The organism is Actinosynnema sp. NPDC004786 (assembly GCF_053601135.1).
Genome location: NZ_JBSGBG010000049.1, coordinates 34,452 through 50,523, shown reverse-complemented (window position 1 = coordinate 50,523; position 16,072 = coordinate 34,452). Strand labels below are relative to the sequence as shown.

Below are 16,072 nucleotides of genomic sequence, written 5' to 3'. Positions count from 1 at the left end.
GGATCTGCGCCACAGCCGTCAAGGAGGTGGCAGATGAGCCGAGTCCGGCGCGCGTTCGTCACGGCCCTGGTCGCGCCGCTGGTCGGCCTCGTCCTCACGCAGGGCGAGGCCGCCGCGGCGCCCGCGTTCCAGATGCCGTTCCCGTGCGGCCAGGTGTGGGAGGGGCAGACCCGGACGGGGCACAGCCCCGCCAACGCGGTCGACCTCAACCGCGCCAACGACCTGGGCGACCCCGTCGTGGCGTCCGCGGCGGGGACCGTGACGCGGGTGGAGAACGAGGGCAGCACCAGCTACGGACGGTGGATCGAGATCGGTCACGGCGGCGGGTGGCGCACCCGGTACGCGCACCTGTCCGTGCAGCGGGTCAGCGTCGGGCAGGCGGTGTCGAAGGGGCAGCGCATCGGCGACGTCGGCTCGACCGGCGGGTCGACCGGGCCGCACCTGCACTTCGAGCAGCGGCTGGACGGCGTGGCGCAGAAGATCACGTTCAACGGCTCGCAGATCCTCTACTGGGGCACGCGCAGCTACACCAGCCGCAACTGCTGAGCGTTGCTCCGTTCGGGTTGGTTAGGGATTAATTCACCAACTCAAAACCTGGTAAGTCTTCCACTGAAGCGGCCGCGCGTGATCGGATGACCACCCGCAGTCGTCAAGGAGGTGGCAGATGAGCCGACGCGTGTTCGTCACGGCCCTGGTGGCGCCGCTGATCGGCCTCGTCCTCACGCAGGGCGAGGCCGCGGCGGCCCCCAACTTCCAGATGCCGTTCCCGTGCAACCAGGTGTGGGAGGGCCAGACCCGGACCAACCACAGCCCCGCGAACTCGGTCGACTTCAACCGCGCGAACGACGACGGCGACCCGGTGGTCGCGTCGGCGGCGGGCAGCGTCACGCGGGTCGCGAACGAGGGCAGCACGAGCTACGGCCGGTGGGTCGAGATCGACCACGGCGGTGGCTGGCGCACCCGGTACGCGCACCTGTCCGCGCAGAGCGTGTCCGTCGGCCAGTCCGTGCGGATCGGCCAGCGGATCGGCAACGTGGGCTCGACCGGCGGGTCGACCGGGCCGCACCTGCACTACGAGCAGCGGCTCAACGGCGTCGACCAGAAGATCAAGTTCAACGGCACGCAGATCTACTACTGGGGCACGCGCAGCTACACCAGCCGCAACTCGTGCGGCACGAGCGTGACCGGCACCGTGGGCACCGACAGCGGCGCGTCGGTCACCATCCGCTCGGGTCCGGGCACGCAGTACGCGGCCGTGGGGTCGGTCGCGAACGGCGCGACGGTGACGATCAGCTGCCAGACGCGGGGCGAGACCATCACCGGCAAGTACGGCACCACCAGCCTGTGGGACAAGATCGGGTCCGGGTACATCTCCGACGCCTACGTGTACACAGGTTCGGACGGCCAAGTGGCACCGAGCTGCTGAGTTTTCCCAGGTGACGGGTCGCTGCGGCACGCGCCGCGGCGACCCGTTCCCGAGTTGTCCACAGATCCGCCCCGGCCGCCGGCCCTCACCGCCGCCGTCCGCCACAGTCGGACCCATGACCAACTCGCTCACCCGCCCCGGCCTGCGCGACCCGGGCGACCTGATCGCCGCCGTCCCCCACCTGCTCGGCTTCCACCCGGACGACTCGATCGTCGTGCTCCTGGTGCGGGGCCACGACGTGGCCGTGACCCTGCGCGTCGACCTGCCGCCGCCGGACGCGCCGACCCGGTCGTCCCGGAAGCTCCTCGCGCCGCTGGCCCGCTACGGCGGCGATGCCGCCGTGATCGTCGTGGTCGGCGGCGGGTCGGGCGACCCGCCCGAGGACCTGCCGCACGCCGGCCTGGTGGACGAGGTCGGCGCGTCCCTGGACGCCGTCGACGTGCCGCTCGTGCTGGCCGTGTGGACGCGCGCCACGGCCAAGGGGGAGCGCTGGTTCGACTACCGCGACGTGGGCGGCTCCGGCACGGTGCCGGACCCGTCGAGCACGGTGCTCGCCGCGTCGTCGGCCGCGGCCGGCCACGTCACCTACGCCAGCCGTGACGCGATGCGCGACCTGCTGACCCCGGACCCGCCGGAGGCCCTGGCCCGCCGGACCGCGCTGCTCAACCGCCTGGCCGCCGACCACCCGCCCCCGGAGGACGTCGTCCCGACCCGGCACCGCGACCTGGTGCACGCCGAGGTGGTGCGCGCGGCCGCCCGGAAGCGCCTGCTGACCGACGAGGAGGTGGCCGACCTGGCCCACGCCCTGTCGCACCCGCTGACCCGCGACTCGGCGCTGGCCTACTGCGTCGGCGAACACGCCCGCGGCGCGGAGGTCCTGTGGACCGAACTGACCCGCGCGAGCCCGGTCCCGGAACGCGCCGAACCGGCCACCCTGCTCGCGTTCTCCGCCTACGCGCGGGGCCTGGGCAGCCTGGCCGCCGTGGCCCTGGACCGGGCCGAGGAAGCCAACCCGGGCCACCGCCTGGCGGAGCTGCTCCGAACAGCCCTGACCACCGGCCTCCCACCAGAGCAGATCCGCGACCTGGCCGAACGCTCCGCCGCCACGGAGTGGACCGCCCCACCAACCACCGGCGACCCGTTCGGCTAGAACGCCGCTGGCGCGACCCGAACCGCCCCCGGCTCCCGGGGCGACCGACTTCACCGGCTGCGGTTGCCGGGGCGTGCGGCCGTGCCGGTTGCCGGGTAAGCGGCTTCGCCGGCTACTCGGGCGGGCCGGCTCTGCCGATTGCTCGGGCGGGGCGGGCCTTGCCGGTTGCTCGGGGCGTGCGGCTTCACCCGCTGCCGAGGCGTGCGGCTTCGCCGGCTGCTGAGGGGTACGGCCTTGCCAGCTGCCGGGGAGGGCCTGCCGGCTGTGAAGGTGAGTGGCTTCACCGGTTGCTCGGGGCGTGCGGCCTGGCCGGCTGCTGAGGCGTGCGGCCTTGCCGGCTGCTGGGTGAGTGGCTTCGCCGGCTGCCGGGGCGAGCGGCCTCGCCCGTGTTTCAAGGTGAGGTGATCGGCGGCGTGTCGGTGGCCGGAACGTGGCGAGGTCTCCGGTAAGTGGGTTAGCGACCAAGCAAACCTGCGGTACCGGAGACCTCGTGGCCAGCGGGGCGGCAGCGGGGCGGGCCGACCTGACCGACGCGCAGTGGGCAATGCTGCAACCTCCGCTGCCCGTCGGCGTCAAGCCTGGCCGCCCGCCGAAGTGGAGCAAGCGGCGGTTGATCGACGGCATCCGGTGGCGGGTGCGTGTCGGTGCCCCGTGGCGGGACGTCCCTCCCGACTACGGGCCTTGGCAGACCGTCTACGGGTTGTTCCGGTGCCAGCAGCGGACCGGTGTCTTGGTGCGGATCTTGACCGCGTTGCAGGCCCGGGCCGACACCGCCGGGTCGATCGTGTGGGCTACCTCGCCGGCCACGACGCCGACCGCGCCCGCGCGGTGGAACGGGCCTGGCTCGACCCGGCCACGGCCGGGGTGCTGTGCGCCCGCGGCGGCTACGGCAGGCGGGTGCGCGTAAAAAGGGATCTGCAGGTCGAGCCGCCCGACACCGACGCGGGCGGGGCGGAGTCCGACGACCACGGGCTGGGCCGCTCGCGGGGCGGGTGGACCAGCAAGCTGCACCTGGCCTGTGAGCAGGGACGACGGCCGTTGTCGTTCCTGCTCACCGCCGGACAGCGCGGTGACAGCCCGCAGTTCGTGCCGGTGATCGAGGGGATCTCGGTGCCGCGCGTCGGGCCCGGCCGGGCCCGCACACGACCGGACCGGGTCCTGGCCGACAAGGCCAACCGCGCCTACCTGCGCCGACGCGGGATCAAGGCGACCATCGACCAACCCCGTGACCAGGCCGCCCACCGCAAGGCCAAAGGCTCCGCCGGCGGGTGGCCACGCACGATCGACAGGGAGATCTACAAGCAGCGCCATGCCGTCGAGTGCGGCATCAACCTGCTCAAGCAGCACCGCGCGGGGGCCACCCGGTACGACAAACTCGCCGTCCGCTACCAGGCCACCATCGACATCTGGCTACGCCACATCTGAAACACGCGCTAGCAGGCTGCCGGGCGAGGCCGCTCGACCCGGCACCGGTCCGGCCGTCGGTCACGGGCCTGTCCGTGATGGCCGACCCAGCTCGTGTTCGGCATCCACCCGACCGGCCGGCTCGGTCCGGGCCTGAACGGTGCCGGGTCACTGCCCGGTGTCGCCGACCCCGCCCTGGCAGGCGCTCACAGCGCACCTGCCACGGCACACGAACGCACCACTTGGAGGTGATGCCCCTGGCGACCAACCCGCTGTCACCAACCCGCTGCCGACGACCCGAGACGCGACCGGACCGGACCCCGGACCAGCCGGCCCCACCCTGGGAGGCCGCGCACCCGAGGAGGCGTCTCCGCGGAGGCGTCCCGGGACGCCTCCGCGGGATGGCACCGAAGGGCAGGCCGTACCCCGGGGGAGTCCGCCCCGAGCGGGCACCGCGTCGGAGCCCGGTCAGACCAGGTCGGGCCGCCGCCAGGGTTCGCCCAGCACGTGCTCGGCCAGGAACGCGAACACGGTCTCGTACCAGACCTTCGCGTTGCCGGGCGTGAGGATCCAGTGGTTCTCGCTCGGGAAGTACAGGAACTTCGCCGGCACACCGTGCCGCACGAGGTCGAAGTACAGGCGCTGCCCCTCGCCGATCGGGACCCGGTAGTCCTTGTCGCCGTGGATCACGAGCATGGGCGTCTTGATGTCGGCCACCCGCAGGTGCGGCGAGTTCGCCCGCACCGTCTCCTCCTGCCGCAGCGGGTCGCCCATCTCGCGGATCCAGTAGTACGAGTCGTCCGTGGTCCCGGTGAACGCGTCCAGGTGCCACAGCGACGCGTGCGTCACGATCGCGTTGAACCGGTCGGTCTGCGTGGCGATCCAGTTCGCCATGTACCCGCCGAACGACCCGCCCATGGCGGCCGTGCGCGAGTCGTCGATGTCGTCGCGCCGCACGGCCACGTCCGTGATCGCCATCAGGTCCGTGTACGGCTTGCCGCCCCACGAGGCCCACCCGGCGCGCACGAAGTCGTGCCCGTACCCGGTGGACAGCGCCGGGTCCGGCAGCAGCACCGCGTAACCCCGCGCGGCCATGAGCCACGGGTTCCAGCGCCAGCTCCACCCGCTCCAGCTCATCACCGGCCCGCCGTGCACCCACAGCAGCAGCGGCGCGGGCCGGTCGGCCGACGCGCCGGCGGGCAGCACCAGCCACGCGCGCACGGTCCGGCCGTCCTCGACCACCGTGTCGATCTCGGTGAGCGTGCCGGGCAGCGACTCCACCGCGCCGGGCGCGGGCAGCGGGGTGGCCTGCTGGTCCACGCCGTCGGCCGACAGGCGCACCGGCTGCGGCGGGTGGTCCCACGCGCTGCGCAGCGCGTACACGGTCGTGCCGTCGGGGCTGACCCGCACGTCGGTGTACGCGCCGGTCGCGGTCAGCTTCACCACCGAGCCGGACGCGAGGTCGAGCTTCCAGATCGGCTGGTGGCCCCGGTGGCTGCTGGTGAAGTACACCGCGTCACCGGCCGGGCTCACGACCGGGTGCTCCGGTTCCTCCGCGAAGTCGGCCGCCAGCTCCTCGACCGCGCCCGACTCCAGGTCGATGCGCACCAGCGTGTTGCGCCACGGGCTCTCCGGCGTGGAGTCGAACGCCCGCACCGCGACCACCCCGGACGAGTCCGGCAGGAACACCGGCTGGAGGAACGAGTGCCCCTCCCGGTCGGCGAGCACGCGGTCCACCGCGCCGTCGGTCGACGTCAGCCGCAGCCGCACCCGCTTGCCGTACGACGCGCTCACCACGACGCCCTCGGTGTGCACGACCCACCGCCCGTCCGGGCTGATCGCGGGGGAGTCGTCCAGCCGCGACGCCGCGTGCGGGGTCAGGTCGACCAGGTCCTCGGCCTGGTCCACGCGCTCGCGGTCCACGTCGACCGGCGCGGTGGTCACCAGCAGCCGGGGGTAGCTCGGCCCGAGGTCGGCGTCCCAGTACCGGACCGGGTACGACTCGTGCAGGATCGCGGTCACCCCGGCGTCCTCGCGGGCCTTGCGGTGCTCCTCGTCCTGCTCGCCGAACTCCACCGTGGGGTGCGCGCCCGCCGCGAACAGCACCGTGCCGGCGTCCCGCGCCACCGCGAACTCCGACACCCCGCCCGCGGGCCGGTACAGCTCGCGCGCCTCGCCGACGGGCGGCAGCAGCCACAGCGCGGTCTTGTCCTTGGCCTTGCCGTCCGCCGGCTTGGCCTCCTGGTCGGGCCGCGCGGAGAGGAACAGCAGCGCGCCGTCGGGCGTGAACGCGGGCGCGGACTCGCCCTTCGCGCCGCGCGTCAACCGCCGCGCGGGGCGCTCGCCCGCCGGGTCGACCTCCCACAGCGCCGCCTGCCACGCCTTGCCGTCCGGCGAGAGCGTCGCCACCGCGGTGACCAGGCGCGTCCCGTCCGGGGACAGCGCGAGCGACGAGAGCCTCGGCATCTCGGTGAACGCCGTCAGGTCCCCGAACGCCGCTTCGGTGATCTTGCCTGCCATCACGCCCCCTGCCGCGACCGGGTGAAGTCCCACGCGTCGCGCACGATGCCGGCCAGGTCCACGCGCTCGGGCTTCCACCCCAGCTCCGTGCGGGCCTTCTCGCTGGAGGCGACGAGCACGGCCGGGTCGCCCGCCCGGCGGGGCGCGACGTCGGCGGGGATCGGGTGCCCGGTCACCTCGCGGCAGGCGTCGATGACCTGCTGGACCGAGAAGCCGAACCCGTTGCCGAGGTTGTAGATGCGGTGCTCGCCCGCGGTCGCGTGCTTCAGCGCCCGCAGGTGCGCGTCGGCGAGGTCCACCACGTGGATGTAGTCGCGCACGCACGTGCCGTCCTCGGTCGGCCAGTCGTCGCCGTAGACCTGCACCCGGTCCCGCACGCCGGACGCGACCTGGAGCACGATCGGGATGAGGTGCGTCTCCACACCGTGCCGCTCGCCGAACCGCCCGTACGCGCCGGCCACGTTGAAGTAGCGCAGCGACACCGCGGCCAGGCCGTGCGCGGCGGCGTAGGACGTGATCGCGTGGTCGATCGCGAGCTTCGTCGCGCCGTAGGTGTTGGTCGGGCGGGTCGGCGCGGTCTCGGCGATCGGCACCTCGTCCGGCTCGCCGTAGGTCGCGGCCGTGGAGGAGAACACCAGGCGCGGCGTGCCGTGTTCGCGCATCGCGTCCAGCAGCCGCAGCGACGTGACCACGTTGCCCTGCCAGTACTTCGCGGGGTCCTGCATGGACTCGCCCACCAGGGACTTGGCCGCGAAGTGCAGCACACCGTCGAAACCGTCGGCGAGCACCTCGCCGATCACGTCGTCGATGTTCGCGTCCACCAGCCGCGCGCCGTCGGGCACCGCGTCGGCGTGGCCGGTGGACAGGTCGTCCAGCACGACCACCTCGTGCCCGGACTCGACCAGCCTGGCCGCGCAGACGCTGCCCACGTACCCGGCGCCGCCCGTGACGAGCAACTTCACCCTGCATCCCCGCTTTCGACTAGAACGTCATTCGTCACGGCCCGCGCCCGCCGAGGGCACGGCCGTGAAGGTCCGCGGCGTGGTCCAGCCGCGCTCGGCGAACGCGGCGAGCACCCGCCGCACCACCTCGTCGTGCTCCGCCGCGGGCACCAGCGCGATCGCCGACCCGCCGAAGCCGCCGCCGGTCATCCGCGCGCCCAGCGCGCCCGCCGCCTTCGCCGCGTCCACGGCCACGTCCAGCTCCGGCGCGGACACGCGGTAGTCGTCCCGCAGCGACGCGTGCGACGCGTCCAGCAGCGGACCCAGCGCGGCCAGCTCGTCGGCCCGCAGCAGCTCCACCGCCCGCAGCACGCGGGCGTTCTCCGTCACCACGTGCCGCACCAGCGGCCGCAGCCGGTCGGGCAGCCGGTCCAGCGCCCCGTCGAGGCCGTCCGGCGCGACGTCGCGCAGCGCGGGCACGCCCAGCAGCCCGGCCGCCTCCTCGCACCCGGCCCGACGCGCGCCGTAGCCGCCGTCGGTGTGCGAGTGGCTCGCCCGGGTGTCGATGACCAGCACCTCCAGGTCGTGCGCGGAGGCGTCGAACGGCACCTGCTCGGCCTCGAACGACCGCACGTCGAGGAACAGCACATGGGCCTCGGTGCAGCACAGGGACGCGGTCTGGTCCAGCAGGCCGGTGGGCGCGCCGACGAAGTCGTTCTCCGCGCGCTGCACCCAGCGCGCGATCCGGGGCAGGTCGTCGGCGGGCCGCCCGGCCAGCCCGAGCAGCGCGAGCGCCACCGCGCACTCCAGCGCGTGCGACGACGACAGGCCCGCGCCCGCGGGCACGTCCCCGGCGATGACGAGGTTCGCCCCGCCGGTCACGCCCTGGTCGCGCAGCGCCCACGCCACGCCGGCCGGGTAGGCGGCCCAGCCGCCCACCACACCCGGTTCGAGGTCGGCGACCACGAGCGGGGACGCCTGCTGCGCCACGCCGTCGTCACCGACCGTGGTCACGTGCAGCCGCCCGTCGTCCCGCGGCGACGCGGCCACCGCGGTCCGGTGCGGCAGCGCGAACGGCAGCACGAAGCCGTCGTTGTAGTCGGTGTGCTCCCCGATCAGGTTCACCCGTCCGGGAGCGGACCACACGCCGGCCGGCGCGACGCCGTGCAGCCGGGCGAACGCCGCGGCCGCGCGCCGCGTAGGGCTCACCGGGCCTGCACCAGGACGGCGTGCGCCACGGCCGGGTCCAGCTCGGCGACCGTGCCGTTGCCGCGCACCTGGACGACCTTCGCGCCACCGAGCGAGTCGACCTCGACCGTGCCGCCCGGCACCACGCCCGCGGCCTTCAGCTCGGCCATCAGGTCGGGGTCGAGCTGCACGTGCTCGGCGATCCGCCGCACCTCCACCCGGCCGCCGCCGCGGCGGGCCACCTCGTCCACGCGCACCAGGTCCGCCTCGGCGGCGGGGGCCGGCTCGCCGTCGCCCAGCTTGTCCAGCCCGGGGATGGGGTTGCCGTAGGGCGAGGTGGTGGGGTTGCCGAGGAGCTTGACCAGCTTGCGCTCGACGGCCTCGCTCATCACGTGCTCCCAGCGGCACGCCTCGCTGTGCACGTGCTCCCACTCCAGGCCGATGATGTCGACCAGCAGGCGCTCGGCGAGCCGGTGCTTGCGCATGACCGCCACGGCCAGGTTGCGGCCCTGCTCGGTCAGCTCCAGGTGCCGGTCGTCGGCCACGACGACCAGGCCGTCGCGCTCCATCCGGCCGACCGTCTGGCTCACCGTCGGGCCGCTCTGGCCCAACCGCTCGGCGATGCGGGCGCGCAGGGGCACCACGCCTTCTTCTTCCAGCTCGTAGATCGTGCGGAGGTACATCTCGGTGGTGTCGATGAGGTCGTTCACACCCGCTCCCCTTCGTATGGCGTCAATGCTAGTCGGCCGGTCACGGGTGCAGGATGGTGCCGTGCATCCACTGATCAGCACCGAAGCCCTGGCCACCGCGTTGGACGGCGCCGAACCACCGGTCGTGCTCGACGTCCGCTGGCGGCTGGGCGGACCACCGGGACGTCAAGACTACGAGGTCGGGCACGTTCCCGGCGCCGTGTACGTCGACCTCGACACCGAGCTGTCCGCGCCGCCCGGCGCGGGCGGCCGGCACCCGCTGCCCGACCCCTCGGCGCTGCAGGCCGTGCTGCGGGCCGCCGGCGTCCGCGCGCATCACCCGGTCGTGGCGTACGACGCGGGTGACGGCTCGGTCGCGGCCCGTGCCTGGTGGCTGCTGCGCTGGGCCGGTCACCCGGAGGTGGCGGTCCTGGACGGCGGCTACGCGGCGTGGACCGCCGACGGCTACCCGGTCAACGCCGACACGCCGACGCCTGTTCCCGGCGACATCGTGGTGCGGCCCGGCGGCATGCCGGTGCTGGACGCCGACGAGGCCGCCGCGTTCCCCGCGGCCGGCGTGCTGCTGGACGCCCGCGCGCCCGAGCGCTACCGGGGCGAGACGGAGCCGGTCGACCCGCGGGCCGGGCACATCCCGGGCGCGCTGAACGCGCCGACGTCGGGCCACACCGCCGAGGGGCGCTGGCGGCCGGCCGCGGCGCTGGCCGAGCGCTTCGCCGCGATCGGCGTCACGCCCGACCGCCCGGTGGCGGCCTACTGCGGGTCGGGCGTCACCGCGTCGTCGGTGGTGCTGGCCCTGGAGGTGGCGGGCGTCACCACCCCGGACCGCCCCGCGCCGCTCTACGCGGGCTCCTGGTCGCAGTGGTCGTCGGACCCGTCCCGCCCGGCGGCGACGGGCGACGCCTGACCCTTGCCGCCGACCCCGTCCCGGCCGCCCGCGAGGGGCGACGCCTGACCTTTGCCGCCGACCCCGTCCCGGCCGTCCGCGAGGGGTGACGCGACACCGTTGCCGCCTACCCCGTCCCGGCCGCCGGCGAAGGGGGACGCGACACCGTTGCCGCCGGACCCGTGTCGTCCGGCGGCAAGGGGCGTGACCGGGGTCGCCGAACCCGTCGGGGCCACCCCGCGGGGCCGGTCAGGCGTTGGGGATCTTCTCGAACGCCTTCGTCGCGAGCTTCAGCGCGACCGCGCACGGCTCGAACTCGTCGATCGGCGTCACGGTGGTCTGGAACGCGGGCGTGATCTCGTCGGGGTCGTCGGTCAGCATGACCAGCACCGTGCACTCGCCGTCCGACTTCACCTCGTACGCGGTGTTGCCGCCCACCTCGATGGCCCGCGCCTCGCCCTCGTACTCGGCGAAGTTCAGCATGAACAGCACCACCGAGTACGGCTCCTCGGTGCTCTGCACGCAGCCCTTCTCGCCGACCTTCGCCGCGCCGACGGCCGCGCCGACCTCCTCGGGGGTGAGGAGGTCGCAGTCCTCGTAGCCCTCGGTCTTCTTCTTGGTCGTGATCTTGATGTCGCCGTTCGGCTTCTTCGCGTCCGTGGTCTTGGGCGCGGTCGGCTTGTCGGCGGACTTCGAGGACTTCGGCGACGACGTCCTGGTCGACGACGGCTCGCCCGAGGTGGTGCCGGAGTCCGCGCCCGCCGCGGCGACGGGGCTGCCGACGACCTTGGTGGCGCACCCGGTGAGGCCGAGCGTGAGCGCCAAGGCCAGCACAGCGGTCAGGGCGGGGACTCGTCGCAGCTGCATGTCTTCTCTGACCCCGTTCCGACGTGCGGGGTTCCATCCTCGATGGCCGCAATCCTGGCCCGCCGCGTCTCGGCAGACTCTAAGTCCACCCCGGACCCCCGGGCGTGCGGGGCGACCAAGCTGTGATCACACCCCCACCCGCCCGGTGGGTTAGGTTGCCGACATGGGCAAGGCAGCCGCCGTGGTCTGGGACGAGTCCTTCCTCGGCTACGACCTGGGCGGGGACCACCCGCTCAACCCGGTCCGACTGGACCTGACCGTCCGGCTCGCCGCCGGGCTCGGCGTGCTGGACGGGGTGGACCTCGTCACGCCCGACCCGGCGTCGGAGGCGGAGATCGAACGCGTCCACGAGCCGTCCTACCTCAACGCGGTGCGGGCCGCGCCGATGGCCGGCTGGGACGTCGGGCACGGCCTGGGCACCGCTGACAACCCGGTCTTCGACCGCATGCACGAGGCGTCCGCGCTGGTCGTGGGCGGTTCGCTGGCCGCGGCCCGGCGGATCGCGTCGGGTGAGGCCGACCGGGCGGTCAACATCGCGGGCGGGCTGCACCACGCGATGCGCGACCACGCCGCCGGGTTCTGCGTCTACAACGACTGCGCGGTGGCGATCTCGTGGCTGCTCGACCACGGCTTCGACCGGATCGCCTACGTCGACACCGACGTGCACCACGGCGACGGCGTGCAGGCCGCCTTCTACGACGACCCGCGCGTGCTGACGATCTCGGTGCACCAGAACCCGCTGAGCCTGTGGCCGGGCACCGGGCGGCCCGCCGAGGTGGGCGGTCCGGGCGCGGAGGGCACGAGCGTGAACCTGGCCCTGCCGCCCGGGACCGGCGACCGGGCCTGGCTGCGGGCGTTCGAGGCGACCGTGCCGTCGCTGCTGCGCGCGTTCCGGCCCCGGGTGCTGGTCACGCAGTGCGGCGTGGACACCCACCGCGAGGACCCGCTGGCCGACCTGGCGCTCACCGTGGACGGCCACCGCGCGATCTACCGCAGGCTGCGCGAGCTGGCCGGGGAGACCGCGGGCGGTCGCTGGCTCGCCCTCGGCGGCGGCGGGTACGAGCTGCTGCGGGTCGTGCCACGCAGCTGGACGCACCTGCTGGCCACCGTGCTGGACCGGGACGTCGACCCGGACGCGCCGCTGCCCGCCGACTGGGTCGCCCACGCGTCGGGCCTGGCCCCGAACCGGCCGCTGCCGTCGTCCATGACCGACGCGGCCGACACCGCGTTCGAGCCCTGGGGCGGCCAGCTCGACACGCCCGTCGACCTGGCGGTCCGGGACACCCGGCGCGCGGTGTTCCCGCTGCACGGGCTGGACCCCGACGACCCGAGGGACTGAGCGAAGCCGTGGACCCGTTCGACTACCCGAGGCACTGGGAGGCCGACGTCGTGCTCAGCGACGGCGGCACGGTCCACCTGCGGCCGATCACCCCCGACGACGCGGACAAGCTGCTCGCGTTCCACGGCCGGCTGTCCGAGCGCACCCGCTACTTCCGCTACTTCGGCCCCTACCCGCGGATGCCCCGGCGGGACCTCGAGCGGTTCAGCACCGTCGACCACGCCGACCGGGTCGCGTTCGCCGCGCTGCTCGGCGACGACATCGTGGCCGTCGGCCGCTACGACCGGCTCGGCACGAGCGGCTCGGCGGAGGTCGCGTTCGTGGTCGAGGACGCCCACCAGGGCCGCGGCCTGGGCTCGATCCTGCTGGAGCACCTCGCCGCCGCCGCGCGGGAACGCGGGCTGAGCCGGTTCACCGCCGAGGTGCTCGCCGAGAACGGCCAGATGGTGCGGATCTTCCGGGACGCGGGCTACGGCGTGAGCCGCGCGTTCGAGGAGGGCGTGGTGCACCTGGAGTTCGACATCGACCCCACCGAGGAGTCGGTGGCGGTGGCCCGCGCCCGCGAGCAGGCCGCCGAGGCGCGCAGCGTGCACAACCTGCTGCACCCCAGGTCGGTGGCGGTGATCGGCGCGTCCACCGACCAGACCAAGATCGGCCACGCGGTGCTGACGAACCTGCTCGGCGCCGACTTCGCCGGGCCGGTGTACCCGGTCAACGCCGAGCACCGGTCGGTGCGCGGGGTGCGCGCGTACCCGTCCGTGCTGGACATCCCCGACGACGTGGACCTCGCCGTGGTCGCGGTGCCCGCCGCGGGCGTGGACGAGGTGATGGACGCCTGCCTCGCCAAGGGCGTGAAGGCGCTCGTCGTGGTCACGTCCGGGTTCGGCGAGACCGGGCCGGGCGGGTTGAGCGCGGAGCGCCGGCTCGCCGCCGAGGCCCGCGCGCACGGCATGCGGGTGGTCGGCCCGAACGCGCTGGGCGTGCTGAACACCGACGCGGGCGTGCGCCTCAACGCCACCCTCGCGCCGCGGCTCCCGGCCCGCGGCCGCACCGGCTTCTTCTGCCAGTCCGGCGCGCTGGGCACCGCGATCCTGGCCACCGCCGCCGAACGCGGCCTCGGCCTGTCCACGTTCGTGTCCGCGGGCAACCGGTCCGACGTCTCGGGCAACGACCTGCTCCAGTACTGGGAGACCGATCCGGCCACCGACGTGGTGCTGCTGTACCTGGAGTCGTTCGGCAACCCGCGCAAGTTCGCCCGGCTGGCCCGCCGGCTCGGCCGCACCAAGCCCATCGTGGCGGTGAAGTCGGGGCGGCACGCGGTCACGCCCGCGTTGGCGGCCACCTCGGTGCCGGTGGACGAGTCGAGCGTGCAGGCGTTGTTCGAGCGGGCCGGCGTGATCCGGGTGGAGTCGCTGGCGCAGCTGTTCGACACCGCGCTGCTGCTGGCGCACCAGCCGCTGCCCGCCGGGCCGCGGGTCGCCGTGGTGGGCAACTCGACCGCGATCGGGCTGCTGGCCGCGGACACCGCGCTGGCGCAGGGCCTGGAGCTGGCGGGCGAGCCGGTGGACGTGGGCTCGCAGGCCGGGCCGGAGGCGTTCGCGGCGGCGGTGCGGGAGGCGTTGGCGAACCCGGCCGCGGACGCGCTCGTGGTGGTGTTCGTGCCGCCGCTGGCGGTGCCCGGCGCGTCGTTCGCCCGCGCGTTGCGCGAGGTGGTGGAGGAGGCCGGGCAGGGCAAGCCGATCGCCTCGACGTTCCTGGCCGTGGAGGGCGTGCCCGCGGAACTGGCCGTGCCCGGTCCCGGCGGCGCGCCCGGACGCGGTTCCGTGCCGTCGTACCCGAGTCCGGAGCGGGCGGTGGCCGCGTTGGCGCGGGTGACGCGCTACGCGCGGTGGCGGTCCGCGCCGCAGGGCACGTTCGCGCGGCCCGAGGGCATCGACCCCGCCGCCGCGCACGCCCTCGTGGCGTCGCTGGAGCTGGACGGCGAACGGCGGTTGGACGACGACACCGCCGTGCGGCTGCTCGCGTGCTACGGCGTGGAGATCGTGCCGTTCCGGGTCGTCACGTCGGCGGACGACGCGGTCCGCGCGGCGGAGGACCTGGGCTACCCGGTGGCGTTGAAGTCCACCGACGAGCGGCTGCGGCACCGCACCGACCTCGTCGGCGTCCGGCTCGACCTGACCGGCGCGGAAGCCGTCCGCACGGCGTACGCGATGCTCGCCGGCATGTCGGACCGGCCCGACGTGTACGTGCAACGCATGGCACCCAAGGGGATCTCCTGCGTGCTCGGGCTCCAGGACGACCCGTCGTTCGGCTCGCTGGTGTCGTTCGGCCTGTCCGGGCTCGTCAGCGACCTGCTCGGGGACCGCGCCTACCGGGCGGTCCCGCTCACCGACGCGGACGCGGCGGCGCTGGTCCGCGCGCCCAAGGCCGCGCCGCTGCTGGCCGGGTACCGGGGCGACGAGCCGGCGGACCTGACCGCGTTGCAGGACCTCGTGCTGCGGCTCGCCGCCCTCGCCGAGGACCTGCCGGAGGTGCGGGAGCTGTCCCTGGAGCCCGTGCTGGCCAGCGCCGCCGGCGCGTACGTCGGCAACGCGCGCGTCACGCTCGGCCCGCCGCCGTCGCGGCATGACACCGGTCCCAGGCAGCTCAGGTCGGTGCACCAGCGCCGGGCTTGACCGATCAGGTGCCCGTTTCCTCCCCTCGGCCCTGGACCGGACCCCTTGCGCCGCCTAGGTTTCCCGCATCCGAGAGGGAACCTCCCGAAAAGGGGAAGAATGGCTCTGGCACTGTCGCGCGCCCTCGTTGTGGCGTGCTCCGCCGCGCTCGTCCTCACCTCGTGCTCCTCCGGCGACGACACGACCGTCGCCGGCAAGGCGGACAGCTCGACCGGGCTGACCATCGCCGTGGCGTACGACCAGCCGGGACTCGGCGTGCGCCGCCTGGACGGCACCTACCGGGGCTTCGACGTCGACGTGGCCCGGTACGTCGCCCGCGAGCTGGGCGCCGCAGACGAGGACGTCCGGTTCATCGAGGCCACGCCCTCGGAACGCGAGAAGCTGCTCACCTCGGGGGCCGCCGACCTGGTGGTGTCCAGCTACTCGATCACCGACAAGCGCAAGGAGGTCATCGACTTCGTGGGTCCGTACTTCGTGGCCGGGCAGGACCTGCTGGTCCGGTTGACCGACGAGCGGATCACCGGACCGGAGTCGCTCGACTCCGGCAACCTCAAGCTCTGCTCGGTGGCCAACACCACCTCGGCGCAACACGTGAAAGACCGGTACGCGCAGTCCGTCCAACTGGTGGAGTACCCGAACTTCAGCGACTGCGTGACCGCGCTGCTGGCCGAGCAGGTGGACGCGATGACGACCGACGACGTCATCCTCGCGGGCTACGCCGCGCAGAACCCCGAGCTGCTGAGGGTGGTCAACAAGCCGTTCAGCAAGGAGGAGTACGGCATCGGGCTGCGCAAGGGCGATCCGACCAGCAAGGCGAAGGTCGCCGCCGCCGTTCGGAAGATGATCGACACCGGCGAATGGCGCAGGTCGCTGGAGGCCAACGTGGGTGCGTCCGGTTACGCCATACCGGATCCGCCGCAGCTCGCGGCGTGATCTGCGACCCACCCCGTCAGCGGTCCGACGGGCGGC

The 16,072-nt window shown here is 74.0% G+C and carries 13 protein-coding genes and 1 pseudogene; 9 read left to right on the top strand and 5 right to left on the bottom strand.

The genetic code is table 11. The annotated features are described in order from the left end of the window. Nucleotides 1-33: 33 nt before the first annotated feature. The 5 genes and pseudogenes from ACWEFJ_RS32580 (at nt 34) to ACWEFJ_RS32560 (ending at nt 4,001) form a co-directional block, all read left to right on the top strand. Nucleotides 34-546 (top strand): M23 family metallopeptidase, encoded by a 513-nt coding sequence (locus ACWEFJ_RS32580; RefSeq protein ID WP_449716089.1) that lies wholly within the window; start codon nt 34-36, stop codon nt 544-546. A gap of 118 nt (nt 547-664) precedes the next feature. Beyond that, on the top strand, nt 665-1,426 hold the full coding sequence (locus ACWEFJ_RS32575; protein WP_378091005.1) for a peptidoglycan DD-metalloendopeptidase family protein: 762 nt from the start codon (nt 665-667) through the stop codon (nt 1,424-1,426). 115 nt (nt 1,427-1,541) lie between these two features. Next, nucleotides 1,542-2,576, top strand: a complete 1,035-nt coding sequence (locus ACWEFJ_RS32570) for a DUF4192 domain-containing protein (RefSeq protein ID WP_449716088.1) — start codon at nt 1,542-1,544, stop codon at nt 2,574-2,576. Nucleotides 2,577-3,120: 544 nt separating this feature from the next. Continuing rightward, nucleotides 3,121-3,258, top strand: a pseudogene (locus tag ACWEFJ_RS32565) (transposase); the annotation flags it as partial. Nucleotides 3,259-3,362: 104 nt separating this feature from the next. Further along, nucleotides 3,363-4,001 (top strand): transposase, encoded by a 639-nt coding sequence (locus tag ACWEFJ_RS32560; RefSeq protein ID WP_449716087.1) that lies wholly within the window; start codon nt 3,363-3,365, stop codon nt 3,999-4,001. Nucleotides 4,002-4,448: 447 nt separating this feature from the next. On the opposite strand, the gene ACWEFJ_RS32555 is transcribed toward ACWEFJ_RS32560, so the two are convergent. From ACWEFJ_RS32555 to ACWEFJ_RS32540, 4 genes are read right to left on the bottom strand one after another with little or no spacing between them, the layout of a single operon-like run. Beyond that, on the bottom strand, nt 4,449-6,500 hold the full coding sequence (locus ACWEFJ_RS32555) for a prolyl oligopeptidase family serine peptidase (protein WP_449716086.1): 2,052 nt from the start codon (nt 6,498-6,500) through the stop codon (nt 4,449-4,451). Then, entirely contained in the window at nt 6,500-7,462 is a 963-nt protein-coding gene (gene galE / locus ACWEFJ_RS32550; RefSeq protein WP_378091013.1) for a UDP-glucose 4-epimerase GalE, read from the bottom strand. The genes ACWEFJ_RS32555 and galE overlap by 1 nt, the downstream gene beginning before the upstream one ends. Before the next feature lie 27 nt (nt 7,463-7,489). Next, on the bottom strand, nt 7,490-8,650 hold the full coding sequence (galK, locus tag ACWEFJ_RS32545; RefSeq protein ID WP_378091015.1) for a galactokinase: 1,161 nt from the start codon (nt 8,648-8,650) through the stop codon (nt 7,490-7,492). Further along, on the bottom strand, nt 8,647-9,339 hold the full coding sequence (locus tag ACWEFJ_RS32540) for a metal-dependent transcriptional regulator (RefSeq protein ID WP_378091017.1): 693 nt from the start codon (nt 9,337-9,339) through the stop codon (nt 8,647-8,649). The genes galK and ACWEFJ_RS32540 overlap by 4 nt, the downstream gene beginning before the upstream one ends. 61 nt (nt 9,340-9,400) lie before the next feature. Here ACWEFJ_RS32540 and ACWEFJ_RS32535 point away from each other — a divergent pair, with 61 nt between their 5' ends. Next, nucleotides 9,401-10,243 carry a sulfurtransferase gene (locus ACWEFJ_RS32535; protein WP_449716085.1) on the top strand — a complete coding sequence of 281 codons (843 nt, stop codon included), beginning with the start codon at nt 9,401-9,403 and terminating at the stop codon, nt 10,241-10,243. Between the two features lie 228 nt (nt 10,244-10,471). Here ACWEFJ_RS32535 and ACWEFJ_RS32530 read toward each other — a convergent pair whose 3' ends face one another. Continuing rightward, entirely contained in the window at nt 10,472-11,089 is a 618-nt protein-coding gene (locus ACWEFJ_RS32530) for a DUF3558 domain-containing protein (RefSeq protein WP_378091021.1), read from the bottom strand. A gap of 163 nt (nt 11,090-11,252) precedes the next feature. Here ACWEFJ_RS32530 and ACWEFJ_RS32525 point away from each other — a divergent pair, with 163 nt between their 5' ends. The 3 genes from ACWEFJ_RS32525 to ACWEFJ_RS32515 all read left to right on the top strand — a co-directional run bounded on the left by ACWEFJ_RS32525 (nt 11,253) and on the right by ACWEFJ_RS32515 (nt 16,036). After that, nucleotides 11,253-12,428: an acetoin utilization protein AcuC gene (locus ACWEFJ_RS32525; protein WP_449716084.1), complete on the top strand. Its 1,176-nt coding sequence runs from the start codon at nt 11,253-11,255 to the stop codon at nt 12,426-12,428. 8 nt (nt 12,429-12,436) lie between these two features. Further along, the gene (locus ACWEFJ_RS32520; protein ID WP_449716083.1) at nt 12,437-15,103 is read left to right on the top strand and encodes a bifunctional acetate--CoA ligase family protein/GNAT family N-acetyltransferase; all 2,667 of its coding nucleotides are present in this window, start codon (nt 12,437-12,439) and stop codon (nt 15,101-15,103) included. Nucleotides 15,104-15,202: 99 nt separating this feature from the next. Then, nucleotides 15,203-16,036, top strand: coding sequence for a glutamate ABC transporter substrate-binding protein (locus ACWEFJ_RS32515; protein WP_449716082.1), 834 nt, complete (start codon nt 15,203-15,205; stop codon nt 16,034-16,036). Nucleotides 16,037-16,072 lie beyond the last annotated feature (36 nt).